This window comes from Pseudarthrobacter arbutini (assembly GCF_054510915.1).
Genome location: NZ_JBTNDQ010000001.1, coordinates 274097 through 297651, shown reverse-complemented (window position 1 = coordinate 297651; position 23555 = coordinate 274097). Strand labels below are relative to the sequence as shown.

Sequence of the window (23555 nt, the reverse complement as noted above, 5' to 3'; positions counted from 1 at the left end):
TTGGCGCACTCCGCTGCCTCAGCACAGAGCCCGTTCAACCCGGACATCCACCGGATTGGGCGGGTGCTCTGTTTCGCCGCTCATCCGGACGACATCGACTTCGGTGCGGCCGGCACCATCGCCGCCTGGACGGCCGCGGGAATCCACGTCAGCTACTGCATCATGACGGACGGCGACGCGGGCGGCTTCGACCCGGCGCAGCGGGCCGAGATCATCGCCCTCAGGGCGGCCGAGCAGCGCCGGGCAGCCGAACTCGTGGGCGTGACCGACATCCACTACCTCCATGAGCGCGACGGCTACCTGGAACCGACGCACGCGGTGATGAAAGGTGTGGTGAAGCTGATCCGGGAAGTCCGTCCCGACGTCGTGCTCGCCATGCATCCGGAACGGAACTGGAACCGCCTCCAGAAGAGCCACCCGGACCACCTTGCCGTGGGGGAGGCCGTGACCCGGGCTGTATACCCTGCGGTCGAAAACCCGTTCGCCTATCCGGAGCTGGCCGAGGCAGGCCTCGCGGCCTACAAACTGCCGTGGCTGTGGCTCTATGCCGGGCCCGAAGAGCGGGAGAACCACTTTGAGGATGTCACCGACCATGTGGACGCCAAGCTCGACGCGATCCACGTGCACGTGAGCCAGCATCCCGATGTCGCGGCCATGGAAGCGGCGGTGCGGAACGGCATGCACATGAGCGCACGGCGTGCGGGCTTTGCTGAGGGCCGCAGCGCCGAAGCCTTCCACGTGGTCGCCGTCAACGGCCCGGGGACGATCGCCGGCTTCTAGAACTTCCGGTGGTGGGGCGGCTGGCCTCTGGCGCAGCCGCCCCCGGGCTCAGGCGCCCAGAGGTGCGGCAGCCACGGTGGGGAACGTTGGGGTGGCCGAACCGCCCACGGGCTCCACGGTGATGCCGAGCGCTGCAGCGGACGCAATGCCCTTCACCACGGCAGGCTTTGACAGGGCTGCTTCGTCCATCAGGCCCTGGGAAACCGGTGCCGAGCCGTCTTTCGGGATCAGCCACATCTGGTAAACCTTGCCGGCCGGCGGTGCGGGTACACCGTTCATCTTGACCACCACGGCATCCCGCGACGACGAAATCAGCACGGTGGCAGTTCCGCCGGCGGAGACGGGTACGGAGGCTTCGCGGACGTCGCCGGCCCGGACGACCTGGTTCAGGGGGTCGTTCTGGTCCGTGATGTAGGCACCCACGCCCACGCCACCGAGGGCGATTACGGCGGCGGCGGCGACTGCGGTGAGCCAGCGGCGGGCGCCGGCAGGCCGGCGTCGTTCTTCCCGGCGGACCCTGGCAGCGGCGAGCTCATCGGGGGCTTCTGCCGGCGCCTGCGCGGACGGCGTGGCTGCCGCGGCAGGCGCAGCAATGACTTCGGTGGGCCCATCGGCAGGCAGCTGCACGAGCGACGGCAACTGCGACACGATACGGGCGAAAAGATCCGCGGGAGGCTCGGCCTCAGCCGTGAAGGACGCCGCGAGGGTCTCCCTTGCCTGGCGGACACGCTCAAAGAAGGCGCTGCGCTCGGCGTCGGGCGCGGCGGAGATGTAGCGGTCAATGGCGGCGCGTTCGGCATCGCTGATCGCGTCCAGGGCATAGAGCTCGGCGAGATCCGCGGCCCGCCCGGATTCCAGGTCGGCGGCGATCTCAGTTCCGAACGAGCCGGGACGGCGGGTGCCTCCCTGACTATTCATTTCTGTCATCTCAACTCACCCCCAGACAGGTCTTCAAGCGGATCAGTCCGTCGCGGATGCGGGACTTGATGGTGGGTACTGCTGCGTTTAGCTTTTCCGCGACTTCGCGGTAAGTAAGGCCGCCGTAGTAGGCCAGCCGCACGGATTCCTGTTGTGTTTCGGTCAGTGTTTCCAGGCACCGGACCACCGCCTCGGCCTCGAGCCTGCTGTCCACCTCGGCGGAGACGGAGTCGTGGTCCACGTCCTGGCTGCTGGCGCCGTATTTGGCCTCTCGGTCGGTGGCCGACTGCGAGGAACGGACCTTGTCCACGGCCCGGCGGTGTGAAATGGTCATTAGCCACGACAGCGGACTGCCTGCTTCCGGGTTGAACTTCGCGGCGTTCTGCCAGACCTGGAGGAAAACCTCCTGCGTGGCGTCTTCGCTGAGTTCGGGATCGATGAGCACTCGCCGCGCCATGCCGAACACCCTGCGCGATGTCAGTTGGTAGAACTCGGCAAACGCGGCCTGGTCGCCGCCGGCTATGCGGGCGAGCAGCCCGGCCAAGCGCTTGCTGAGGTCCGCCGGTGAGTCAGTGACTGCGGCCGGGGCCTCGGAGTTTGGCGCGTTGGGAGTTTCCATCACTACCCAGCATAAGTCGCCCGGCGGTGAAACCTGAGCATCGCGGCCAGTGCTGCCCCGGGGAAAGGGGAGAGCCGACGGCGCCGCCCGCCTCGTCGCTAGCCGTGTCACCTGCCGCTCCTTCCTCGCCCCGGAATTGCTGTCAGGAGTGATTCGGTGCAGGCAGCCGTCCGGATGGGCCGCGGGCGCTCAAATCTGGGCGCCGGAAAATCCCTGCTGGCGCCAGGCCTCGTAGACAGCAATGGACGCCGCGTTGGCCAGGTTCAGCGAACGGAGGGACGGCAGCATGGGAAGCCGCACGGTGGCCGTGACATGCGGATCGCTTTTGAGGTGTTCCGGCAGGCCCACTGATTCCTGGCCGAACATCAGGACGTCCCCGGGGCGGTAGGCGATGTCCGCGTAGCTGGCGGTGCCGTCCGAGGTGAAGGCGTACACACGCTCCGGCTGCAGTTCGCGCCAGGCGTCCTCAATGCTTTTGTGGACGGTGACGACGGCGAGGTCGTGGTAGTCCAGGCCGGCGCGCCGGAGCTTGGCATCGGAGAAATCAAAGCCGAGGGGTTCCACCAGGTGCAGTTGGGCGCCGGTTATGGCTGCCAGCCTGATCGCATTGCCGGTATTGCCGGGGATTTCGGGGGCATGGAAGAGGATTCGGAACACCGTCCAATCCTAGTCAACCAATCCGGGTCAACGGTTCAGTGCCCGCTACCCAGCGCATGCAACGGTTCAGTGCATGCCGCGAAGCAGCCTGGCCAGCACCGACACATTGACGGCGTTGGGTGTGGGGCCGGAGGAGAGGAATTGCTTGAGGCCGCGGACCAGGCCTGCCGCGTTCACCACCTGGATGGTTTCGGACGTGCCGGCTGTTCGCCGGTGGCGGTCGATGACGGGTTCGTGGAGGTTGCCGTCGGCGCTGTGGATGACTGTCCAGCCGGTGACGTTCAGTTCCGGGAAGATGTCCTGCATGGCCCGGACAACGTGGGCCAGTTGCGGCGGCGCGATGGAACGTCCGCCGTGCCTCAGGGTTTGCCCGTCCCAGGCGTAGGCGCCCTTTGGCAGCAGCATGGACCCGATCAGCGCCAGCCGGTAGCCGGACAGGAGTGCGTGGTCGATGTGGCTGTTATCGGCCGGGGACTGCAGGCCGTTGACCAGCCGGGCCGCAGGAATCGCAGGCAGAACCTGGCGGGTGATGAGCTGCACCGTGCGCAGTTCGCGCTGGATTCGGGCCCCGGCGCCAAAAATACCCCGTTTGCGCGGCATCCCGTGGACCTGCTGGCTGGCCTGGGCGAACGGGATAAGCGGCACCGTGCCGGACGCCTCGAAAGCGGCGGCATCGTAGGGCGGGACATAAAGGGGCGGGTCGCCTGCGGTGTTCCGCGGCGTGGTGGTTCTGTGCACTGTGGCCGAGGCATGGCTGCCCGCCGCCGGCGCATCAAAGTGCGGCCCTGCGGCGGAATCGTCGGTGTTGCGGGCGGTTCCCGCGGCGTACGAGCGGTCGTAGGCCTTCCGGCGCGTGGGGTCTATGAGGGTTTCGTATGCTGCCGTCACTCGCCGGAAAGCAGCGGCGTCCCCGCCATGGTCAGGATGGGCCTTCCGCGCGGCCCGGCGGTAGGCCACCTTGATCTCCTTGTCGGTGGCCGTCACGGCGATACGGAGCACCTCGTAGTAGGAGCTGCTGCTCTCGGTCAAGCACTCATCCTTTTTCTTCGTCTGGCCAGTCCACGGCAGGCAGCCCGGTGGGCCCCAGTTTACGGCCTGCCCACACAACGTCTGCGCACGCCCCAGTGGTTCCCGGGGCTGGCGTCTAGACTCTTTCAGGAGGACGGCAGGCTGGCCGTCCGGGGCGAACTTATTGGGGTGGGCGTGAAGGCACAGGCGGCTGTACTCGTGGCGGGGGCGCTGCTTGGCGTGAGCACACTGGGGGGCTGCACTGTTGATGTGCCCGATCCGGCCGCCCCGAAAGTGGAGCCAATCGTCACCGCCCTGGCCACGCCCACTATTACCCCTGGCCACGACGCAGAAGCGGTGGCAGAAAAGGACATGCCGTTCTCCGCGGGCGGTTCCCTGGCCGCCGGAGTCCCCGTGGGGATATCGGACGGACTGAAGGAAACACCCGGCTGGCAGCAGGTCAAGAAGAACGTGGCCGGCGAGAGTCAATTCGTGAAGGCCGATGGCTGCCTGGTGGCGGCCAAGGTCAGCACCAACCAGGTCCCGCTGGCACTCCAAGACGACAAGGAATCGACCATTGGCCTCTTCACGTACCTGGATCCGACCATCCTGCCCGGTTATCTGAAGACCGCGACGCTGCGTTGGGGCGGTGAGGTTGGCAAGCCGGGGCCATCGGCCGAGGTAATGGTGCTGGAGAAACCCGGCCAAGCTGGCGTCCAGGCCACGGCCGTTATGGCCCGGGTGTTCGGCACCGCGGCATCGTCGGTCTACATTTCGGTGGCCTGCCCGGACGATGCCACACTGGCAGCCGCCCGGGCCGACGTTGCAGAACGCCTCCGTGTGGTTCCGCCGTCGAACTAGCGGTGTTGGTTACTTACCATGCCTGCGCCAGGACCCGGCGGGGGAAAGGCGGTTCAGGGCCAGCGCGGCCACGAGCAGGCCGAAGTCCCGTAAGGCAACGTCGTAGAAGCTGCCCAGGACCAGCAGGTTGACGATGATGCCCAGCAGCCAGACGGCGACCAGCAGGGAACCGAACCGAGGCCGGACGGCCACCGCAATGCCGGCGACGATCTCCACGACGCCGACGACGTACATAAAGGTCTGCGCCGACACTGGCACCACGGAGGTGGCAACCGGCGCGAGGTAGATGGTCCAGTCGGTCAGGATGTTGGTGAACTTGTCCAGCCCGAAGAGAATCGGTGCGACGGTGAACACGGTGCGCAGCAGGAAGAAGGCCTGCCTGTCCGGTGCCATAGCCTGTAGCCGACTGCCTGCGGTGATTTTCGCGTTGGTTGTCATGGTGCACTCCTTCTAAAAGTAGGTATGATTATTTTAGAAAGATTAGCACCATTAAGCAATGGATGTTGTTTTTAGAGTTAGGGTTACAGGGTGCGCAGACTTCCGTGGGGCCGCCGCATGGCGGCCGTGGCTTCCTTGGGCGACGACAAGCGCCGGCAGCTTTTTGAACTGGTTGCCGCTTCCGATGCCGCAGTCGGGCGCGATGAGGCTGCGCTGGCCCTCGGCCTGCCAAGAAGCACGGCGTCCTTTCACCTTGACAGGCTGGTCCAGGACGGACTCCTGGCGGTGGAATTCCACAAGGCCGCCGGGAAGTCAGGTCCTGGCTCCGGGCGGCCGGCGAAGATGTACCGGCAATCAACGAGTGAAGTCGGCGCTTTCGTGCCGGACCGCAACTATGACCTCGCCGCTGAGCTGCTGGTCGCAGCGATCGAGCACTCCACAGCGACCGGCGGAGCCGTGGGCAATTCCCTGCTGGCCGCGTCGTACGGCAAGGGCCAGGCGCTGGCCGCCGGCGCCACAAGCCTGGCGGACTTCATGGCGGGGGAGGGCTACGAGCCCAGGCCTGACGGCGCCGGCGGCTTTGTGCTGGTGAACTGCCCGTTCCATCGGCTCTCGGACGGGCACCCGGAAGTCGTCTGCGCCATGAACGGATCATTTCTGCAGGGCGCGGCTGCGGCGTGCGGGGAGCCGGAGGAACGTATAGCGCCGAACAGCGAGCCTGGCCAGTGCTGCGCCAGGATCACCCCGCCCTGACACCTGATGGGCCGGGGCCGCGGCTGTGCCGCCCTGGGCGCCGCTAGAATTGAGGCGTGCCCGTCTACCTCGATCATGCAGCCACCACGCCACTTTCCGCCGAGGCGCTGGCAGCCCTGACCCGGGAACTTGCCCGCACCGGCAATCCTTCGTCCCTGCACGGCTCGGGCCGGCGTGCCCGCCGCTCCGTGGAGGACGCGAGGGAAGCCATCGCGGCGGCTGCCGGCGCCCATCCCTCCGAGGTCATTTTTACGTCCGGGGGCACTGAGTCGGACAACCTTGCCGTGAAGGGCCTGTACTGGGCCCGTTCCGGCGAAGACCCGGCACGGCGGCGCATCCTCTGCTCCGCTGTCGAGCATCATGCCGTTCAGGACACTGTGGAATGGCTGGAGCGGCACGAGGGCGCCATTGCCACCTGGCTTCCGGTGGACAGCGAGGGCGTGGTGGACCTTGATGTCCTCGCCGCCGAGCTGGCCCGGGACCCCGAGGACATAGCGCTCGTGACGGTCATGTGGGCCAACAACGAAGTGGGTACCATCCAGCCGGTGCACAGGATTGTGGAACTGGCGCACGCCGTTGGGGTTCCGGTTCATTCGGATGCGGTGCAGGCGTTCGGCTCGCTGCCTGTGAATTTCAAGGACTCCGGGCTGGACGCGATGTCCGTATCCGGGCACAAGATCGGCGGACCGGTGGGAGTCGGTGCCCTCTTGTTGGGACGGGCGGTCAAGCTGACCCCGGTGCAGCACGGTGGCGGCCAGGAACGCGACGTGCGCTCCGGGACGCTGGACACGGCGTCCATCGCCGCGTTCGCGGCGGCCGCGGAAGCCGCCACCGCACAGCTTGCCGCCGAGTCCGCGAGGATCGCGGGCCTGCGGGACAGGCTCATCGACGGCGTCCTTGAGCGGGTGCCCGAAGCCGTGCTCCGCGGAGCCCCGGGGGAGGGGCGGCTGCCCGGCAACGCGCATTTCACGTTCCCTGGCTGCGAAGGTGATTCGCTGCTGTTCCTGCTGGACCTGGTGGGGGTGGAATCCTCCACGGGATCCGCCTGTACGGCCGGTGTCCCGCGCCCGTCCCACGTGCTGCTGGCCATGGGGCTGGACGAGGAGACAGCCCGCGGCGCCCAGCGCTTCACGCTGGGACATGCCTCAACCGACGCGGACGTGGATGCCTTGCTGGCAGCCCTCCCCGGCGCATACCAACGCGCCCGCCAGGCAGGGATGGCCGGGCATGAATCCTCGATCCAGACTGCGGGAACGGTAGCGCGTCAGGCGTCCTCCGGCAGGAGCTGATCGAGCCCAACGGAGTTGTCGGCCAGGCGCTCCGCTGAGACGGGCGTCCTGGCCGAGATGAGGGCTTTGATGGTTTTCTGTGCGCCAGGCTGTGGCTTCCGCGGCCAGTTGACGCTCATCCCGGCCACCACCCTGGAATCCCGCTGCCAGAACGCTATGAACTCATTGTCCTCCAGCGACCCCCGGATCACCGGCTCAGCGCCCGCAGCCTGGGCCGGGAAGCCGGAGTACTCCATGCTGACGTCGTACTGATCGGTGTAGAAGTAGGGGATGGTGCTCAGGACGGCGTCCAGGCCGAGCATGGCCTTTGCCGCCACTTTTCCGCCGTTCAGGGCATTGGACCAGTGCTCGCTGCGGTGGTGCTGGCCGGTGAAGGGGTGCAAGGCGTTGGCGACGTCGCCGGCGGCAAAAATGCCGGGCGCGCTGGTCCGCAGGGACGCGTCCGTGAGGATCCCGTTGTCCAGGGCAAGGCCGGCCGCCTGCGCGAGTCCGGTCTCGGGAACCACGCCGACGGCGATGACCACGATGTCCGCAGGGAGCGCCTCTCCGGAATCGGTGACCACCCCGGTGACAGCACCGCCGTGGCCGGTGAGTTCCCGTGCTGAGGCGGGAAGCCGGAAGCTCACGCCGTTGGCTTCGTGGAGTCTGCGGAAGAACCGCCCCAGGTCAGGGCCGATGGCCCCGGCCAGGGGGATTTCTTCCAGTCCGAGGAGCGTGACGTTGTTGCCGTACGTAGCGGCAGCCGCAGCCAGTTCCATGCCGATCCAGCCGGAGCCGATCATCACCACGTTCCTGCCGCCCGCCGCCAGACTGCTGCGCAACCGACGGCTGTCGTCCAAGGTGCGGAAGGTGGATACCCCCGCCATGTCGCTTCCGGGCAGGTGGAGGGTGCGGGGCGCCGCGCCGGTGGCGAGCAGCAGGGAGCCGTATGACAGTGTGCTGCCGTCGTCCATCTCCACCGTCCTGGCGTCCGGCCGGATGCCCGTGACGCGGGCACCCAGGCGGAGGCCGACGTCGTTCTCCGCGTACCAGCCTGGCGGCACGACCGGAACGGCGTCCTCGGCGGCCTTGCCCAGCAGGTACTCCTTGGACAGCGGCGGACGCAGGTAGGGGTGATGGCGCTCGGCGCCGATGATGATCACCCGGCCTTTGAACCCTTCCGCCCGCAGGGTCTTGGCCGCGGTGGCACCGGCCAGGCCGCCGCCGGCAATCACAATGTCCCCCGCAGTAGCAATGTCCTCAGCCATGTCCGCCCGATTCCCGCTGGTGCGTGCTCGAAGTCTAAAACCGTTAAGTCTGACTTTAGAATTGAAGGCCCGCTGGGTCAAGGGTCTTTTGGGGAGGATTCGGCGTGGCGATAGACTGGTGCGGCAGGCATTGTGCTATTCCTGCGGCCGCCGGTTGAACGGCAGCCGCCCTCTGCCGGCATCCCCGAACCCTAAAGAAAGCCAGCATGCGAGTTCTAGCAGCCATGAGCGGTGGAGTCGACTCCGCCGTTGCCGCAGCACGTGCCGTTGAGGCCGGGCACGACGTCGTCGGCGTTCACCTTGCGCTGTCCAGGATGCCCGGCACCCTGCGGACGGGCAGCCGCGGCTGCTGCACCATCGAGGACTCGCGCGATGCGTGGCGGGCCTGCGATGTGCTGGGTATTCCGTATTACGTCTGGGATTTCTCGGAGCGCTTCAAGGAAGACGTGGTCCAGGACTTCATCGATGAGTATGCTGCCGGGCGGACGCCCAACCCCTGCATGCGCTGCAACGAGCGGATTAAGTTTGCCGCCCTGCTGGAGAAGGCCATCGCCCTGGGCTTTGACGCCGTCTGCACCGGGCATTACGCCAAGGTCATCAAGGACGCCGATGGCAACCCCGAACTTCACCGAGCGGCGGACTGGGCCAAGGACCAGAGCTACGTCCTGGGTGTCCTGACCCACGAGCAGCTCAAGCACTCCATGTTCCCGCTGGCTGACACGCCCTCCAAGGCTGAGGTGCGGGCCGAGGCCGAGCGGCGTGGACTGTCAGTGGCCAACAAGCCCGACAGCCACGACATCTGCTTCATTCCGGACGGCGACACCGCGGGCTGGCTCGCCGAAAAGATCGACATGACCACCGGTGACATTGTGGACGAGGCCGGCACGAAGGTGGGGGAGCACCCGGGAGCCAACGCGTTCACCGTGGGACAGCGCCGCGGCCTGAAGCTCGGCACACCCGCAGCGGACGGCAAGCCCAGGTTCGTCCTGGAGATCCGGCCCAAGGAAAACAAGGTAGTGGTGGGGCCCCAGGCGCTGCTGGCCATTGACGAGATCCGCGGCATCAAGGTCTCGTGGGCCGGCCTGCCCATCGCGGAAATCGAAACGGGCGCCGAGTTTGACTGCTATGCCCAGGTCCGCGCCCACGGTGACCCCGTGCCGGCAACCGCGCGAATGCTGCCCGGCGAGGGTGCACCCCAGCTGCTGGTCACGTTGACCGATCCGCTGCGCGGTGTGGCACCCGGCCAGACAGTGGTCCTCTACCAGGGCAGCCGCGTTCTGGGACAGGCCACGATCGACGCTGCTCGGTCGTTGCAGCGCGCGGAGCTCTGAGGCGGAGCAAATTTACCCCGGTCAGGTAAATTTTGTGTCTCAACTCACAAAAAAGCCGGTTGATGAGTCCGGCGTCTGGTTGAATCTAGGCATCAGGACAGCGCGCTGCCCGCTCAAGCCAAGACACCCATTTGCGGGCGGCGAGCGCGTACTCATCGAACAGAAAGTTCACAGATGACCAAGAGCACTCAAGCCTTGCGCAGCGCACTCGCGCTCGCAGGCGTTTCCGCCTTCGCATTGACGGCCTGCACGGGCCCCTCGGGTGGCGGCGGCGGTGGCAGCACAGCATCGGAGAATGCAAGCAGCGTCATCGCGTACGGCACCACAGACAAAGTCACCGCACTTGACCCGGCGGGCTCGTACGACAACGGTTCGTTTATGGTGATGAACCAGATTTACTCCTATTTGTTGAACTCCAAGCCCGGTGGCGCCGATCCCGTGCCGGACCTTGCCGAATCGTCGTCCTTCACCAAGCCCACGGAATTCACCGTCAAGCTGAAGAGCGACCTCAAGTGGGCCAACGGGCACGTTTTGGATTCCAAAGACGTCAAGTTCTCCTTTGATCGCCAGGTGGCCATCAACGATCCCAATGGACCGGCATCATTGTTGTCCAACATCGATTCCATTGCCACGCCTGATGCCAGCACCGTTGTTTTCACGCTGAAGAATGCCAACGACCAGACGTTCCCGCAGATTCTGACCAGCCCGGCCGCGCCGATCGTAGACGATGAAGTCTTCCCGGCAGACAAGCTCCTCAGCGACGAGGAAATTGTCAAGGCCAATGCCTTCCACGGCCAGTACATCATCGACTCCTACAACAAGAACACGCTGGTCAGCCTCAAGGCCTGGCCGGACTACAAGGGAGTGCTTGGCAAGCCCGCCAACGCAGGGGCCACCATCAAGTACTACACCGACCAGACCAACATGAAGTTGGAGGTCAAGGGCGGGCAGATCGACGTTGCCAACCGCAGCCTGAGCGCCACGGACATCGATGACCTCAAGAAGGATTCCAACGTCACGGTCCATGTCGGACCCGGCGGTGAGATGCGGTACATCGTCTTCAACTACGACACCATGCCGTATGGTGCCAAGGCTCCCGAAGCGGACCCGAAGAAGGCGCTTGCCGTCCGTCAGGCGGTTGCTGACCTCATTGACCGCCAGGCCATCTCGGATCAGGTCTACAAGGGCACGTACCTGCCCATGTGGTCCAACGTCCCGTCCGGTTTCGTGGGCGCCAACGAATCGTTCAAGCAGGCCTATGGGGATGGCTCCGGCAAACCCAGCCTGGACAAGGCCAAGAAGGTCATGTCCGACGCCGGCATCACCGGTCCAGTGACCATCAAACTGCAGTACAACCCGGACCACTACGGCAAGTCATCCGGTGACGAATACGCCATGGTCAAGGACCAGTTGGAGAAGAGCGGGCTGTTCACTGTGGACCTTCAGTCCACCGAGTGGGTCACGTACAACTCGGCGTCGAAGAAAGACAGCTACCCCGTCTTCCAGCTGGGCTGGTTCCCGGACTTCAGCGACGCAGACAACTACCTGACACCCTTCTTCGTGGGCGGCGGCTTCATGAACAACCACTACTCCAACCCTGAGGTCGAATCTCTGATCGCCAAGCAGCTCGTCACGGCTGACAAGGCAGAGCGCGAGAAGACGATCCAGGAGGTCCAGAATCTTCTGGCCAAGGACATCTCCACCCTGCCGTTGCTGCAGGGCGCTCAGGTTGCCGTTTCGGGGACCAAGGTGAAGGGCGTGGATTCGACACTGGATGCGTCGTTCAAGTTCCGGCTCGGCACCATTTCCAAGTAACACCTGTTACACCTGCGTAGGAGGTGGGGCCGGCCGGCCCTGCCTCCTACGTGTTGGCTCCACACTTTTCGCTTTCCAGACCAAGCAGGTTCAGTATGGCCACATTGATAGATGCGCCGCCGCCAACGGTAGCGGCCCCCATATCCAAATCCGCGGGAGGTGGCCTCGGGAGGTATATCCTGATTCGCTTCCTGCTCATTTTCCCCACGATCTTCATCCTCGTCACCCTCGTTTTCTTTCTGATGCGGATCACCGGCGATCCCATTACCGCAGCCCAGGGCGGACGCCTCCCGCAGGAACAAATCGACGCCCTGGTGCACCAGGCCGGCTATGACCGGAACCTGTTCATCCAATACATCGAGTACCTTGGCCACATCGCCACTGGAAACTTCGGCCGGACTATTTCAGATGGCCGGCCGGTTGTTGAGATGCTCGTCAAGTTTGGTGCGGCCACGCTGGAACTGAGCATCAACGCGCTCGTGGTGGCGCTGCTGGTAGGCATTCCACTGGGAATGTTTGCAGCCCACAAACGCGACAAGCTTCCGGACGCCTTCCTGCGCATGTTCGCCATCCTTTGCTACGCCACTCCCGTCTTCTTTGCCGGCCTGCTGCTGAAGCTCACGTTTTCTGTGGGCCTGGGTTGGTTCCCGGTAGCCGGCCGTGCGTCCACCACAACCGAACTGGCGATGGGCAGGCTGGCAGCGCCGACTGGCATCTACTGGCTGGACGCCCTTCGCAGCGGTAATCTGGCAGCCTTTGGCGACATCGTCCACCACGCAGTCCTGCCGGCCGTCGCGCTGGGCCTATTGACCGCGGGCGTCTTCCTCCGTCTGGTCCGCACCAACGTGATCGGCACACTGGGCAGGGACTATGTTGAGGCAGGCCGCTCACGAGGTGTCAGTGAATACCGCCTCGTGACCAAGCATGCCTACAAGCCTGCGCTGATCCCCATCATTACGGTGATGGGTTTGCAGATTGCCCTGCTGCTCGGCGGTGCGGTGCTGACCGAAACCACCTTCGAGTGGAAGGGCCTCGGCTATCAGCTGGCGCAGTACCTGACAGCACGTGACTTTGTAGCCGTCCAGGGAATCGTGATGTTGCTGGCCGTCATTGTGGCGGTCACCAACTTCGCAGTGGATATCGCCGCTGCCCTGATTGATCCGCGAGTGAGGTACTGATGGGCGCCACGGCATTGGAACCGAGAAAGAAATCCTTGCTGGACCGGCTTCCGGTCTCGTCCCACATCCGCCAAAGCGTTGGCCTGCAGCGGACCATGCTGCTCATCGGCGTCGTGCTTTGTGCTGCTTTTCTGGTGGCCGCAATATTTGCGCCGTTCCTGGCGCCCTACGGGTACTCCCAGATTTCCGACGACGCCGGTTCCTTCCCCGCGCAGGCCGAACCCGGCGGCAAACACCTGTTGGGCACAACCGTGGGCGGCTACGATGTGCTGTCCCGGATGATCTGGGGATCGCAGACAGCCATGGCGGTGATTGTTGCTGCCGTGCTGATGTCCATCTTCCTGGGAGTGTTCCTCGGCCTGGTGAGCGGCTACTTCGGCGGCTGGCTGGACCGAGTGCTGGTGGTGATTGCTGACGCGATTTACGCCTTCCCGACACTCCTGGTGGCTATCGTGATGTCGATTGCCATCAATAAGGGACAGTCTGGCTTCTGGGGCGGAATCCTCGCCTGCGGGTTTGCCATCACGGCAGTGTTTGTACCGCAGTACTTCCGGGTGATCCGTGCTGAAACCATCCGGCTCAAGGCTGAACCGTTTGTGGAATCAGCCCAGGTTGTTGGCGCCTCAAGCGCCAGGATTATCAGCAGGCACATCTTTTCCAACGCGACCCGGACCCTGCCGCTGATCTTTACGCTCAACGCCTCCGAAGCCATCCTCACCCTGGCAGGCCTGGGCTTCCTCGGTTTCGGTATCGAGCCAAGCTCCGCCGCTGAATGGGGCTTTGACCTGAACAAGGCGATGTCCGACGCCTCCTCAGGCATTTGGTGGACCGGAGTGTTTCCCGGCCTGGCCATCGTCCTGACAGTGGTTGGCCTCACCCTCGTAGGAGAAAGCATCAATGACCTGAACGATCCGCGCTTGCGCGGACGCAAGGCTGCCGGCGCCAAGGGCGCCCCGGGACCATCAACCGCGGCCGCGCAGGCTGCCATCGCAGCGGATGTGAGAGGACTGTGACCATCAATATTGATTCGGCATCTGACCAGTCCAGGCCGGCAGACCAGCCCGTACTGGAGATCGACCACCTCAAAGTCACTTTCGCCACCGACGGCGGAGACGTCTACGCCGTGAAGGATGTGAGCCTGGACGTCCGCTCCGGCGAGGTCCTGGCCATCGTGGGTGAATCCGGCTCCGGCAAGACCGTGACCGCGAAAACCATCCTCGGACTGTTGCCTGAGACCGCCACCAGCGGGGGCGCCGTCCTGATCAACGGGAACAACGTGATCAGCGTCAGCGCCGCGAAGCTGAGGCAGATCCGCGGCCGCGACGTGGCCATGGTGTTCCAGGAGCCCTCCACGGCCCTGAACCCGGTGTTCACGGTGGGCTGGCAGATCGCCGAGGGCATCCGTGCCCACGCCGGCGGTGCCGGGGGGAAACGGGTCTCGGCCAAGGACGCCAAGGCCCGCGCCATTGAGGCGCTGCGCAAAGTGGGGATCCCCGATCCGGAGCATCGGGTCAACTACTACCCTCATCAGTTCTCCGGCGGCCAGAAGCAGCGCGTGGTGATCGCCGCCGCGCTGGCCCTGAACCCGGGACTGATTGTCGCCGATGAACCCACCACAGCCCTGGATGTCACCGTCCAGGCCGAAATCCTGGAGCTGCTCCGGGACCTCCGGGACAAGTACGGCACCTCGATCGTGCTGATCACCCACAACATGGGCGTGGTGGCCGATCTCGCGGACCGCGTAGTGGTGATGTACCAGGGTGATGTGGTGGAGGAGGCGCCGGTGCGCGTGCTTTTTGCTGAACCCAAGCAGGATTATACCAAGAAGCTGCTGGCCGCCGTGCCCCACCTGGGCCGGAACTCGGCGTCGGAGGGCCTGCGGGAACGCGCCCACCAGGGTTCGCCGGTGCTGGTGGAGGCAACCAACCTGACCATCGAGTACCCCGGCAGGCTGGGAACTCCCGCCTTCAAGGCCGTGGACGGGGTCAGCTTCACCGTGTCCCAGGGCGAAGTCTTTGGACTGGTAGGCGAATCCGGATCAGGGAAAACCACCATCGGCCGGGCCATCGCGGGCCTGAACCGGACCACGGGCGGCAGCCTGAAGGTACTCGGCTACGAGATGCTGAACCTCAAGGAGCGGACGTTCAAGCCCCTCCGGAAGGATATTGGCTTTGTGTTCCAGGATCCGGCTGCGTCCTTCAACCCCCAGTTGACCATCGGCGACTGCGTAGCGGAGCCCATGATCATTCACACCAACCCGAGCCCGGCGCAGGCGCGCAAACGCGTTGCTGAGCTGCTTGAATCAGTGCAGTTGCCGGCGTCGTACGCCCAGCGGTACCCGCACGAGCTGTCCGGCGGGCAGCGCCAGCGGGCGTCGCTGGCGCGGGCACTGATCCTGAACCCGCGGTTGCTGATCGCTGACGAGCCGACGTCGGCCCTGGACGTTTCGGTGCAGGCGAAGGTCCTGGAACTCTTCAAGGAAATCCAGGCCGAGTTCGGGTTCGCGGCACTGTTCATCAGCCACGACCTCGCGGTGGTGGACATCCTGTCCCAGTGGGTGGGCGTCCTGTACAAGGGCAAGCTGGTGGAGCAGGGCATCGGCAGCCAGGTGATGGGCGCGCCGCAGCACGACTACACCAAACGGCTGATTGCCTCGCTGCCGGTCCCTGATCCGGACGAACAGGCACGACGCCGGGAAGCGCACCGGGCGCTGCTGGCCCAGTAGGCACCCCCGGCGACCCCACAGTCGCGGCGCCACCAGACGGACATCCCGCCCCACTCGGCGGGGTGTCCGTCCGCCGCTTAACACCGGAAGAATTTCCGCGGGCGCCCCATAGACTTGGACCATGACGCAGCAAAACCACGATGTTCCCGACACCGACACCTACGATGCCGCCGCGAGTTCGCTGGCAGGCCACGTGGACAACTCGGTGATGGCGGAACTGCTGTCCATCCGCTCCAGCATCGACAACATCGATGCGACCCTGGTGTACCTCCTGGCCGAACGGTTCAAGGCCACCCAGAAAGTGGGCTTCCTCAAGGCCGCGCACCGGCTCCCGGCGGGGGATCCAGGCCGGGAATCCGCCCAGATCGCCCGTCTCCGGCGGCTGGCGGAGGATGCACACCTCGATCCCGCATTTGCGGAGAAGTTCCTGAATTTCATCATCGGCGAGGTCATCCGCCATCATGAAGCCATCGCCGAGGACCACCAGGCCGCTGCAGAGTGGAAGTAACAGCCACCGGGCTTGGGTCCTGGCCGGGGGAGGACCCCGCGGAGGCTGCCCGCATTATCCGCGGCGAGCTTGGAAGCCCGCACCTGCCGTTCCTGGCAGAGCTTCCGGACCGTGGAGTCGGTTCCGACGCCCTGGGGCGGACGGCTGCACTCCTGGTTGAAATGGCCGTGGATGTCCAGCCGTATGGGTGGCGGCTGGTGGACCGTCCCGGCAAGGATTTCCGCCGGGCCGCGTCGGCCCTGTCCACCGACATCAACGTCCTGGCTGACGTTGCCGGCGACGAGGACACCCGCGCCCCCGAACTCAAGGTCCAGCTGCTGGGACCGCTGAGTCTTGCCGCGGGGCTGCACCTGCACAACGGCGAACGCGCGCTGATCGATTACGGCGCACGCCGGGACGTTGCCGACTCGCTGGCCGCAGGGGTTGGCGGCTACCTCTCCCGGATTTCCAGCGCGGTTCCGGGCGCGCGGCTGGTGGTCCAGGTCGACGAGCCTGATATCGCCGCCGTACTGGCCGGCACCATTCCGACGTCGAGCGGTTACCGCACGCTGCGGGCGGTGGGTGGCCAGGAGGTCACCGAGTCCTGGCAGGTGGTGATCGAGGCGCTCCGTGACGCGGGTGCCGCCGAAATCGTCGTCTCCGTGCCTGAAATTGAGGCCCCCATCGGCCGGATCATTGCCGCGGGCGCCGACGGCGTGGCCGTACCGCTGAGGGCCCTGACCACACGGCAGTGGGAGCAGCTGGCCACGGCAGTGGAGGCCGGCAAGCGGATCTGGGCCGGCGCCCTCGACGTTAGCCGTGGCACGCTGCCCAGGGTGGCCGACGTCGTGGAGTCCGTCTGGCGGCCATGGCATGAGCTGGGGCTGCCGGCGTCGTCCCTGGGCAGTATCCGGGTCACCCCCTCGGCGGGACTTGCCGGCCACACGCCGGTCACCGCCACAGCGGTGCTGGGCCGGCTCACCCAGGTGGCCGACGGCCTGAACCAGCGCGCACACGGCTGATCGGCCCACCACTGAGCGGACCTAAGGGCAAGACTTCTACGTCCGGTTCTCCCAACGGTCCGGCTGGGCGTAGCGGGGCAGGAAACTCTGCGCCGAACTGCCGCCGATGTAGGGACGCAGGCGGTAGTCAAAACCGCCCGCATAGACCAGGACCAGCCCGATCTGCGGCTGGATGACCTTGACCTGGATCCGGTGCTGTCCGTGCTCGCCTGCGGCGCCGTCCCACCACTGCTCGGCGTAAGCCCTGGCATCCACGGTGGCCGGCAGCGGCAGGCGGAGGGGGCCCAGGAACAGCCGCGACGCTTCGGAAACGCCGCGCAGCCTACCTTCGTTCGTCACACTGAGCTTGAGGTCGGTCACCATGCGCCGGAATCGGCCCAGGTAGTCCACCAACCGCGGGCCGCCGTCGGAATCCACGAGGCTGGTGGTGTCCTGGAATATCCGCACGTGCCCGGGGAAACGGATTTCCCGCCGGGCAGTCAGGCTGGAGCGGCCGAACGGATCCTGGTGGGCATGGTTTTCAATCCGGAAGGGGATGCCTTCACCGTAATCGGGGAAGAACGCCTCCTCCCCGGAGGTCAGCTTGAGCAGCGGCCGCAGCCACGCCTGCCGGCAGCCCACAACGTCGAACACGCCCTCCCCGACGCCGTAGTGCCCCGAGCCGGGCGTCAGGGAAAAGTACTCCTGCAGCTCAGGCTGCAGCCGGTGGAAGTCCTCGCCCAGGGCCTGCCGGTAAATAGGGACGTTCATGGTGACCTCCTGGACGGTGCCGTCAGCGGCGCTGCGGCGACTCACAATCTACCGGCCGCCTTGAGCCGGATGTACATGTCGGCAAGCTGCGGCGGCAGCTGGTGTGGCTCCGCATCCACCACTTCCACCCCATGGTGCCGGAGTTCGGCGCTGACCGCCGCCCGTTCCAGCAGTACGCGTTCGGCCGCTGCCGCCCGGAACACGCCGGCGGCGTTCTCACGCTCGCGCAGCATCCGCCCCAGCATGGGATCACGGACGGCGGCCACCACCACAACGTGCTGCTGCGCGAGCTGCGCGGCCACGGGAATGAGACCTTCCTCCGGTGCCCCGCCGTCCAACGAGGTCAGCAGCACCACCAGGGACCGGTGGGCGGAGACCGCCCGGATCTGGCCGGGGAGGCTGGACCAGTCAAGCTCAATCAGTTCCGCCTCGAGGGGCGCCATCGCTTGTACCAGCTGCCCCAGGAGGTTGCCGGTGGTGGCGGAACCGGCCCTTGCCCGCGGACGTCGGTCGTAGGCCAGGAAGTCCACCCGGTCACCGCCACGCTCGGCCAGGACCGCCAGCAGGAGCGCCGCTTCGATGCCGGTATCCAGCCTTGGTTCGTCCTCGATCCTCGCCGCTGACGTGCGGGAGGTATCCAGCATGATCACCACGCGCCGGTCGCGTTCCGGGCGCCAGGTGCGGACGACGACGGCGGACCGGCGGGCGGTTGCGCGCCAGTCGATGGACCGGACGTCGTCCCCGCGGACGTAGTCACGCAGCGAGTCGAATTCGGTGCCGGCACCCCGGATCTGCACGGCGGCCTTGCCGTCGAGTTCGCGGAGTTTCCTGAGCTTCGAGGGGAGGTGCCTGCGGGAATGGAACGGCGGCAGGACCCGCAGGAGGCCGGCACAGTCAAACGTGCGCTGGCGTGCCGCGAGCCGAAGGGGTCCATGGGAGCGCACAGTGACGTGCCGGGCGCCCACGTCGCCACGGCGGACGGGCTGTAACCGGACGGTCATCCGGCGGCTTTCCAGGGCGGGGATGTCCAGGTCCTGGACCGGATTCACAGCCCCGGCAGACGGCTGCCATGCGTCTCGAACTGTGGCGCGCAAGCGTCGCCGGCCACTGTTGCGCAGCGTGAGGACCGAAGCGGCCGTGCCGTGCAGCGTCACGTTGCCGGGCTCGGCGCGCGTGACGATGATGGCCCGCGGGGAAGCGGCCAGGCCAAGGTCCAGGCCCAGGAGGGCAGCGAGTGCCACGACCACGCCCAGGACCGTTCCCCCGCCAGGAAACAGCAGCACCGGCACCAGGCCCAGCAGTGCCAGCACGACGAACCGTCCGGAGAGTGCCATGTGCAAGCGAATCAGCGGGGGACGGGGACGGACGCCAGGATGCTGCCCAGGACATCGTCCACGCGGACCCCGTCCATCTGGGCATCAGGCTCCAGGGCCACCCGGTGGCGCAGGCACGGCAGCGCCAGTGCCTTGACGTCGTCGGGGGTGACGAAGCTGCGGCCCGACAGCCAGGCCCAGGCGCGGGCCGTATTAAGCAGTGCAGTCGCGCCGCGGGGCGAGACGCCCAGCTGGAACGACGGCGCCTGCCGGGTGGCGCGCACCAGGTCCACGATGTAGCCGATGATTTCCGGTTCGACGGCAACGGTGGCCACAGCCTGCCGCGCCCGTTCGAGGTCCTCGGCGCCGGCCACTGCCCGGACACCGGCGGCAGCAAGGTCCCGGGGATTGAAGCCGGCTGCGTGCCGCCGGATCACTTCCACCTCGTCAGTCCGGCTGGGCAGCGGCATGGCGAGCTTGAGCAGGAACCGGTCAAGCTGGGCTTCGGGCAGGGGATAGGTTCCCTCGTATTCCACAGGGTTCTGGGTTGCCGCCACCAGGAAGTTCGCCGGCAGCGGCCTGGACACCCCGTCTACCGAGACCTGCCGCTCTTCCATGGCCTCCAACAGGGAGGCCTGCGTCTTCGGCGGCGTCCGGTTGATTTCGTCGGCCAGCAGGATGTTGGTGAAGACCGGCCCCTCGCGGAAACTGAATTCCGAGGTGTGCGAGTCATAGACCAGGGAACCGGTGATGTCGCCGGGCATCAGGTCAGGGGTGAACTGTACGCGTTTGGTGTCCAGGCTCAGCGCGGCGGACAGGGCACGGACCAGGAGTGTCTTGGCCACCCCGGGCACGCCTTCGAGGAGAACATGCCCCTGGGAAAGCAGCGCGATCAGGAGTCCCGTGACGGTGGCATCCTGGCCCACCACGGCTTTGGCAACCTCGCGGCGGACATCCAGGAGCGCCTGCCGGGCGGGATCCAGCGTCGGCGGGGAGGAATCCATGATCTGCGGGGCGCCGTACGGTTCGTTCATCGGGTCCTGACCTCGTTCTCTAGTTTGTCCAGTTCCTGTGACCATTGCACCAGCCTGGTTGCGGTACCAGGGCGTTCCTGGATCAGGCCGCTGATATCTCTGACGGGCCGGCCCAGGTGCCGGGCCACTGCCTGCACCACGTCGTCGGCAGTGGCCGGGGATCCGACTCGAAGGGCTTGCGCCAGACGAACCAGGGTGCCGGCCCGAAGGTTGTCCCGTGCCCGGTCCAGTGCGTGGGAATCCTGATAAAGGCGCGCGCGGCCTTCTGCGGTCTCCACGGCCTTGACCACCACGGGGAGTGGTTCAAACACGAGCGGGCCGAGGCGGCGCCCGCGCCACACAATGGCCAGCACGGCCACAAAGACCAGCCAGGGCCCCAGGAATGCCACCCAGTCAGGGGCTAGGTCATCAAGTGTCTGCGTTGACTCCGCAGCGGCCGCGTCGCCCAGTCCGGGCAGGTACCAGACAACGACCTCTGAGCCGCCCAGCGTCCGCAGAGCCAGTGCGGCATGGCCGTGGCCGGCAAGCCCGCCGTTGTTGAGGAGGGCGGTGCTGCCCAGGACGGTCAGGCCGCCGTCATCCGTGCGGGCAAGCAGCCCGGCGGTGCTTCCCGGCGGGCTGAAGCACACCGTGCCGCCGTCGTACAGGAATCCGCCGGTTCCGGAGACAGCACCTGCCGCCGCGGGAGCGGTGAGATCGCAGCCCGGTTCCAGGAGCGCCGTTGACTCAGGCACCACACCGGCCTGGCTGATGACGGTATCGAGGGCCTTCAGCGTGCCGAGCCGCGGCGTCACCAGCACTACGCGTCCCGCACTTGCGGTCAGCTCGTCCAGCCGGGATTGGTCCAGGAATCCGCTCCGGTCGTACAGGAGGAGGGTGGCACCCGGCCGGTCCGCGAGTGCTGCCGTGGCGGAGTCAAAGGATTCAACATCCTGGACCTCGACACCGTGGCGGCCCAGTATCTCGCTGACCGCCCTGGCGCCGCCCGGCCCGGCGTTATGCACGGATAAGGGCAGGGAATCGCCCTTTGGCGCGAGCTGGGTGGAAATAACCACCGTCAGTCCGACGGCGGCCGCCGCGCCGATCGCTGCCCCGCCGCGGTGCCGCCGGAGCCAGGCACGGGCACCGGACACGGCACCGGCGCCGGACCCGGATCGGAGCGCCGGGGCGGAACCCGGCTGCGCCTCCGGTGCACCCGACGTCGGAAGTTTGGGCGTCAGAGGATCCGGCGAAGGTTTCTGCATCGTGGGACCCTGCGTCATCGCGGAACCGCCGGTTCGTCACGTTCAGCGGGCAGGGCGGCGCTCGCCGGCGTGAGGGACCGCAGGGCAATGTCCAGTTCGCGCACCGCGGCAAAGTCAGCCTGGCCTGCGGACTCATTTCCGTAGCGGATCCCGTCGAAAGTCCGCGCAGCTTCCGTCAGGCGGCCGGCCTCTGACGGAAACGGTGTGGCCAGTTCGTGCGCCACCTCGTCCGCGGTCCGGCCCGGCCGCGCGTCGAAAAGCGTTCTGTCCTCGGCCGTGCGCACCAGCGCACGGAAACAGTCCACGACGGCGGCACTCCAGTTGCCTGCTGCGGCAGCGGCCGCCGCGCGCACGCGGTAGGCCTCGGCACTGACTGTTGTGCCGGCGTCGAATACGTCTCCGGCACGCTTGGCCTTCGCGTTGAGGCGCGGGCGGGCCAGGACGACCGCGGCGCCGATCAGCACGGCGATGGCCACGCCGATCCACGGCGCCGCCAAGGTGGTGTCCGGGCCGGAGCCGCCGTCCAGGGACCGCAGCCAGTCCAGGATGTCCGCCCACACACTGTCCAGCCAGCCGGGGGCCGCGTCACGGTATTCCGGCTTGGCAAGTTCTTGTTCGGCCCAGCGGCGGGCCTCGTCGCGGCCAGGCAGGACTGGTGGTTCAGCGGCCATCCGGCCATGCCCCGCCTGGCGCTGCCCCGTAGGGCGGCCGCGGATATTGGTCGGGTCCCGCCCGGTAGACCGGGACGCCTCGGCCCGGGACGCCGTCGGGATCTGCTCCGGATTCCAGCAGCCGGAGCAGGGCGATATCCAGTCCGTCCCGGCGCATCCTGAGGTCGAGGTAGAGCAGTGCCATCACGGAGGTCTGGAAGGCAAAACCCGCTGCGGCGACCACTGCGGTAACGACCGCGGTGGCAACGCCCGCCACCAAAGCCGCCGTCATGGCCTGTTCGGCACCGCCGTGGGGTGAGACCACGCCGGTGTAAAAGCCGGTGAGCAGTGTGACGGGAATCATGACGACCTGGGCGATGACTCCCACCATGATGCCCACCACGAGCGTGATGCCCAGCAGCCGCCACCAATTGCTGCGTGTCAGTTCCCAGGAGCGCCGGATGCCGGCCATCGCCCCGAGTTCCTCCACCACAACGGCGGCCGGCGCCACCATGAGCTTGATGTAGATCCATACGTACAGCACAAAGCACACCAGCCCCAGCGGGATGAGGATCAGGGCGCCAAGTCCGCCCACGGTGCTGACCAGCAGCACTGCCAGCGCCACAAACAGCAGCGCAACGAGGAGCCCGCAGCCCACCAGCAGGGCCGCAAGGCGGATCAGGGCACCAGCGCGGGACCGCGCCAGGGACCACATCTGCCTGAAGCCGGTGGGGCGGTTGAGGACGGACCTGGCGACCGGAACCACCATGGCGCCCTGAAGCACCGCCGACAGAAAAACGGTGAGCACCGAGACGAGCAGGAGCCCGGACGCGAAGGTCACCACCAGCGGGACCAGGTCCTGCTCCGTCAGGCCCGCCGCCCAGGCTTCAAGTGACGCCGCGGACGTGGCGGAAAATGAACTGAGAACTGCCGTGAGCACTGCGGCGAGGGTCTGCGCCAGCAGCGCGGCGCCCAGCATGGCTTTGGCGTTGCGCCTGATCGCCTGGAAGGAGCCGTCCAGGATCTCGCCGAACATCAGTGGCCGGAGGGGAACTATGCCGGGTTTGGGCGGGGCAACATAACGCGGCTGCTGGTGGGGCGGCGGACCGCCGTAGGGATTGTGCGGCGGAGTGCCCCAAGCCGGCGGGCCACCGGGGGGAGGTCCCCAAACCGGCTGGCCGCCCCAGGGCTGCTGTGCCGGCCCGGGCTGCGGCCCCCATGGAGGCTGGTTCCCTGGCGGCTGGCCCTTCCCAGCCTCGCCGGCAGGATGCGGCTGCTGCATGTTCGGATCCTGGTGTGGCACCCTGTTCCTCCCCCCGTGCGGGACTGTCCGCGTGTTGCCAGCCTATAGTTCCGGCGTCGGGCGTCATAGGGTGGCGCCATGCCGTAAGGCCGTTCAACAGGACAAACCCTGTTCAATAAGGGAATATATAACT

The 23555-nt window shown here is 66.5% G+C and carries 23 protein-coding genes; 11 read left to right on the top strand and 12 right to left on the bottom strand.

What is annotated here, in order from left to right; translation table 11 throughout:
* Positions 1-780 carry a PIG-L deacetylase family protein gene (locus tag ACX80V_RS01380; RefSeq protein WP_485841663.1) on the top strand — a complete coding sequence of 260 codons (780 nt, stop codon included), beginning with the start codon at positions 1-3 and terminating at the stop codon, positions 778-780.
* Between the two features lie 48 nt (positions 781-828).
* Here the strand turns inward: ACX80V_RS01380 and ACX80V_RS01375 are convergent, their stop codons facing one another.
* The 4 genes from ACX80V_RS01375 to ACX80V_RS01360 all read right to left on the bottom strand — a co-directional run bounded on the left by ACX80V_RS01375 (position 829) and on the right by ACX80V_RS01360 (position 4003).
* Positions 829-1707, bottom strand: coding sequence for an anti-sigma factor (locus ACX80V_RS01375; protein ID WP_485841662.1), 879 nt, complete (start codon positions 1705-1707; stop codon positions 829-831).
* A 1-nt stretch (position 1708) separates the two neighbouring features.
* Positions 1709-2317 (bottom strand): ECF RNA polymerase sigma factor SigK, encoded by a 609-nt coding sequence (sigK, locus tag ACX80V_RS01370; protein WP_485841661.1) that lies wholly within the window; start codon positions 2315-2317, stop codon positions 1709-1711.
* Between the two features lie 189 nt (positions 2318-2506).
* Positions 2507-2974, bottom strand: coding sequence for a tRNA (cytidine(34)-2'-O)-methyltransferase (locus ACX80V_RS01365; RefSeq protein WP_058931909.1), 468 nt, complete (start codon positions 2972-2974; stop codon positions 2507-2509).
* 66 nt (positions 2975-3040) lie between these two features.
* Positions 3041-4003 (bottom strand): J domain-containing protein, encoded by a 963-nt coding sequence (locus ACX80V_RS01360; protein ID WP_485841660.1) that lies wholly within the window; start codon positions 4001-4003, stop codon positions 3041-3043.
* Positions 4004-4177: 174 nt separating this feature from the next.
* Between ACX80V_RS01360 and ACX80V_RS01355 the strand changes: the two genes are divergently transcribed.
* Positions 4178-4843, top strand: a complete 666-nt coding sequence (locus ACX80V_RS01355) for a hypothetical protein (RefSeq protein ID WP_485841659.1) — start codon at positions 4178-4180, stop codon at positions 4841-4843.
* Between the two features lie 9 nt (positions 4844-4852).
* Here the strand turns inward: ACX80V_RS01355 and ACX80V_RS01350 are convergent, their stop codons facing one another.
* A complete protein-coding gene (locus tag ACX80V_RS01350) occupies positions 4853-5281 on the bottom strand; it encodes a hypothetical protein (RefSeq protein WP_485841658.1) in 429 nt (142 codons plus the stop codon).
* A 90-nt stretch (positions 5282-5371) separates the two neighbouring features.
* On the opposite strand from ACX80V_RS01350, the gene ACX80V_RS01345 reads away from it, so the two are divergent.
* Both ACX80V_RS01345 and ACX80V_RS01340 read left to right on the top strand, forming a co-directional pair.
* Positions 5372-6034 (top strand): helix-turn-helix transcriptional regulator, encoded by a 663-nt coding sequence (locus ACX80V_RS01345; RefSeq protein WP_485841657.1) that lies wholly within the window; start codon positions 5372-5374, stop codon positions 6032-6034.
* 56 nt (positions 6035-6090) lie between these two features.
* Entirely contained in the window at positions 6091-7323 is a 1233-nt protein-coding gene (locus ACX80V_RS01340; protein WP_485841656.1) for a cysteine desulfurase family protein, read from the top strand.
* On the opposite strand, the gene ACX80V_RS01335 is transcribed toward ACX80V_RS01340, so the two are convergent.
* Entirely contained in the window at positions 7299-8570 is a 1272-nt protein-coding gene (locus ACX80V_RS01335; protein ID WP_485841655.1) for an NAD(P)/FAD-dependent oxidoreductase, read from the bottom strand. The two genes, ACX80V_RS01340 and ACX80V_RS01335, sit on opposite strands and share 25 nt — an antisense overlap.
* 206 nt (positions 8571-8776) lie before the next feature.
* Between ACX80V_RS01335 and mnmA the strand changes: the two genes are divergently transcribed.
* From mnmA to ACX80V_RS01300, 7 genes are all read left to right on the top strand, one after another.
* Positions 8777-9901, top strand: a complete 1125-nt coding sequence (mnmA, locus tag ACX80V_RS01330; RefSeq protein ID WP_485841654.1) for a tRNA 2-thiouridine(34) synthase MnmA — start codon at positions 8777-8779, stop codon at positions 9899-9901.
* Positions 9902-10075: 174 nt separating this feature from the next.
* A complete protein-coding gene (locus ACX80V_RS01325; RefSeq protein WP_485841653.1) occupies positions 10076-11716 on the top strand; it encodes an ABC transporter substrate-binding protein in 1641 nt (546 codons plus the stop codon).
* A gap of 95 nt (positions 11717-11811) precedes the next feature.
* Entirely contained in the window at positions 11812-12894 is a 1083-nt protein-coding gene (locus ACX80V_RS01320) for an ABC transporter permease (protein ID WP_485841652.1), read from the top strand.
* A complete protein-coding gene (locus ACX80V_RS01315) occupies positions 12894-13907 on the top strand; it encodes an ABC transporter permease (RefSeq protein WP_485841651.1) in 1014 nt (337 codons plus the stop codon). The genes ACX80V_RS01320 and ACX80V_RS01315 overlap by 1 nt, the downstream gene beginning before the upstream one ends.
* Entirely contained in the window at positions 13904-15619 is a 1716-nt protein-coding gene (locus ACX80V_RS01310; RefSeq protein WP_485841650.1) for an ABC transporter ATP-binding protein, read from the top strand. The genes ACX80V_RS01315 and ACX80V_RS01310 overlap by 4 nt, the downstream gene beginning before the upstream one ends.
* Before the next feature lie 121 nt (positions 15620-15740).
* Positions 15741-16127, top strand: a complete 387-nt coding sequence (locus tag ACX80V_RS01305) for a chorismate mutase (protein WP_058931921.1) — start codon at positions 15741-15743, stop codon at positions 16125-16127.
* Positions 16118-17128 (top strand): uroporphyrinogen decarboxylase/cobalamine-independent methonine synthase family protein, encoded by a 1011-nt coding sequence (locus tag ACX80V_RS01300; RefSeq protein ID WP_485841649.1) that lies wholly within the window; start codon positions 16118-16120, stop codon positions 17126-17128. The genes ACX80V_RS01305 and ACX80V_RS01300 overlap by 10 nt, the downstream gene beginning before the upstream one ends.
* A gap of 36 nt (positions 17129-17164) precedes the next feature.
* Here the strand turns inward: ACX80V_RS01300 and ACX80V_RS01295 are convergent, their stop codons facing one another.
* Genes ACX80V_RS01295 through ACX80V_RS01270 form a run of 6 tightly spaced genes read right to left on the bottom strand, consistent with a single transcriptional unit; the run spans position 17165 to position 23401 of the window.
* Positions 17165-17878 carry a DUF4166 domain-containing protein gene (locus ACX80V_RS01295; RefSeq protein WP_485841648.1) on the bottom strand — a complete coding sequence of 238 codons (714 nt, stop codon included), beginning with the start codon at positions 17876-17878 and terminating at the stop codon, positions 17165-17167.
* Positions 17879-17919: 41 nt separating this feature from the next.
* Positions 17920-19212 carry a DUF58 domain-containing protein gene (locus tag ACX80V_RS01290; RefSeq protein ID WP_058931923.1) on the bottom strand — a complete coding sequence of 431 codons (1293 nt, stop codon included), beginning with the start codon at positions 19210-19212 and terminating at the stop codon, positions 17920-17922.
* Positions 19213-19223: 11 nt separating this feature from the next.
* The gene (locus ACX80V_RS01285; RefSeq protein WP_485841647.1) at positions 19224-20225 is read right to left on the bottom strand and encodes an AAA family ATPase; all 1002 of its coding nucleotides are present in this window, start codon (positions 20223-20225) and stop codon (positions 19224-19226) included.
* Positions 20222-21469, bottom strand: coding sequence for a DUF4350 domain-containing protein (locus ACX80V_RS01280; protein ID WP_485841646.1), 1248 nt, complete (start codon positions 21467-21469; stop codon positions 20222-20224). The genes ACX80V_RS01285 and ACX80V_RS01280 overlap by 4 nt, the downstream gene beginning before the upstream one ends.
* 14 nt (positions 21470-21483) lie before the next feature.
* On the bottom strand, positions 21484-22140 hold the full coding sequence (locus ACX80V_RS01275; RefSeq protein WP_485841645.1) for a DUF4129 domain-containing protein: 657 nt from the start codon (positions 22138-22140) through the stop codon (positions 21484-21486).
* A complete protein-coding gene (locus tag ACX80V_RS01270; protein WP_485841644.1) occupies positions 22130-23401 on the bottom strand; it encodes a DUF7847 domain-containing protein in 1272 nt (423 codons plus the stop codon). Before ACX80V_RS01270 ends, ACX80V_RS01275 begins: the two co-directional genes overlap by 11 nt.
* Positions 23402-23555 lie beyond the last annotated feature (154 nt).

Bases quoted from the DNA above. Each gene is read 5' to 3' on its own strand.
- ACX80V_RS01375 (WP_485841662.1), bottom strand. From the start codon at position 1,707: ATGACAGAAATGAATAGTCAGGGAGGCACCCGCCGTCCCGGCTCGTTC.
- sigK (WP_485841661.1), bottom strand. From the start codon at position 2,317: ATGGAAACTCCCAACGCGCCAAACTCCGAGGCCCCGGCCGCAGTCACT.
- ACX80V_RS01350 (WP_485841658.1), bottom strand. From the start codon at position 5,281: ATGACAACCAACGCGAAAATCACCGCAGGCAGTCGGCTACAGGCTATG.
- ACX80V_RS01335 (WP_485841655.1), bottom strand. From the start codon at position 8,570: ATGGCTGAGGACATTGCTACTGCGGGGGACATTGTGATTGCCGGCGGC.
- mnmA (WP_485841654.1), top strand. From the start codon at position 8,777: ATGCGAGTTCTAGCAGCCATGAGCGGTGGAGTCGACTCCGCCGTTGCC.
- ACX80V_RS01325 (WP_485841653.1), top strand. From the start codon at position 10,076: ATGACCAAGAGCACTCAAGCCTTGCGCAGCGCACTCGCGCTCGCAGGC.
- ACX80V_RS01320 (WP_485841652.1), top strand. From the start codon at position 11,812: ATGGCCACATTGATAGATGCGCCGCCGCCAACGGTAGCGGCCCCCATA.
- ACX80V_RS01315 (WP_485841651.1), top strand. From the start codon at position 12,894: ATGGGCGCCACGGCATTGGAACCGAGAAAGAAATCCTTGCTGGACCGG.
- ACX80V_RS01305 (WP_058931921.1), top strand. From the start codon at position 15,741: ATGACGCAGCAAAACCACGATGTTCCCGACACCGACACCTACGATGCC.
- ACX80V_RS01295 (WP_485841648.1), bottom strand. From the start codon at position 17,878: ATGAACGTCCCTATTTACCGGCAGGCCCTGGGCGAGGACTTCCACCGG.
- ACX80V_RS01290 (WP_058931923.1), bottom strand. From the start codon at position 19,212: ATGGCACTCTCCGGACGGTTCGTCGTGCTGGCACTGCTGGGCCTGGTG.
- ACX80V_RS01285 (WP_485841647.1), bottom strand. From the start codon at position 20,225: ATGAACGAACCGTACGGCGCCCCGCAGATCATGGATTCCTCCCCGCCG.
- ACX80V_RS01280 (WP_485841646.1), bottom strand. From the start codon at position 21,469: ATGCAGAAACCTTCGCCGGATCCTCTGACGCCCAAACTTCCGACGTCG.
- ACX80V_RS01275 (WP_485841645.1), bottom strand. From the start codon at position 22,140: ATGGCCGCTGAACCACCAGTCCTGCCTGGCCGCGACGAGGCCCGCCGC.
- ACX80V_RS01270 (WP_485841644.1), bottom strand. From the start codon at position 23,401: ATGCAGCAGCCGCATCCTGCCGGCGAGGCTGGGAAGGGCCAGCCGCCA.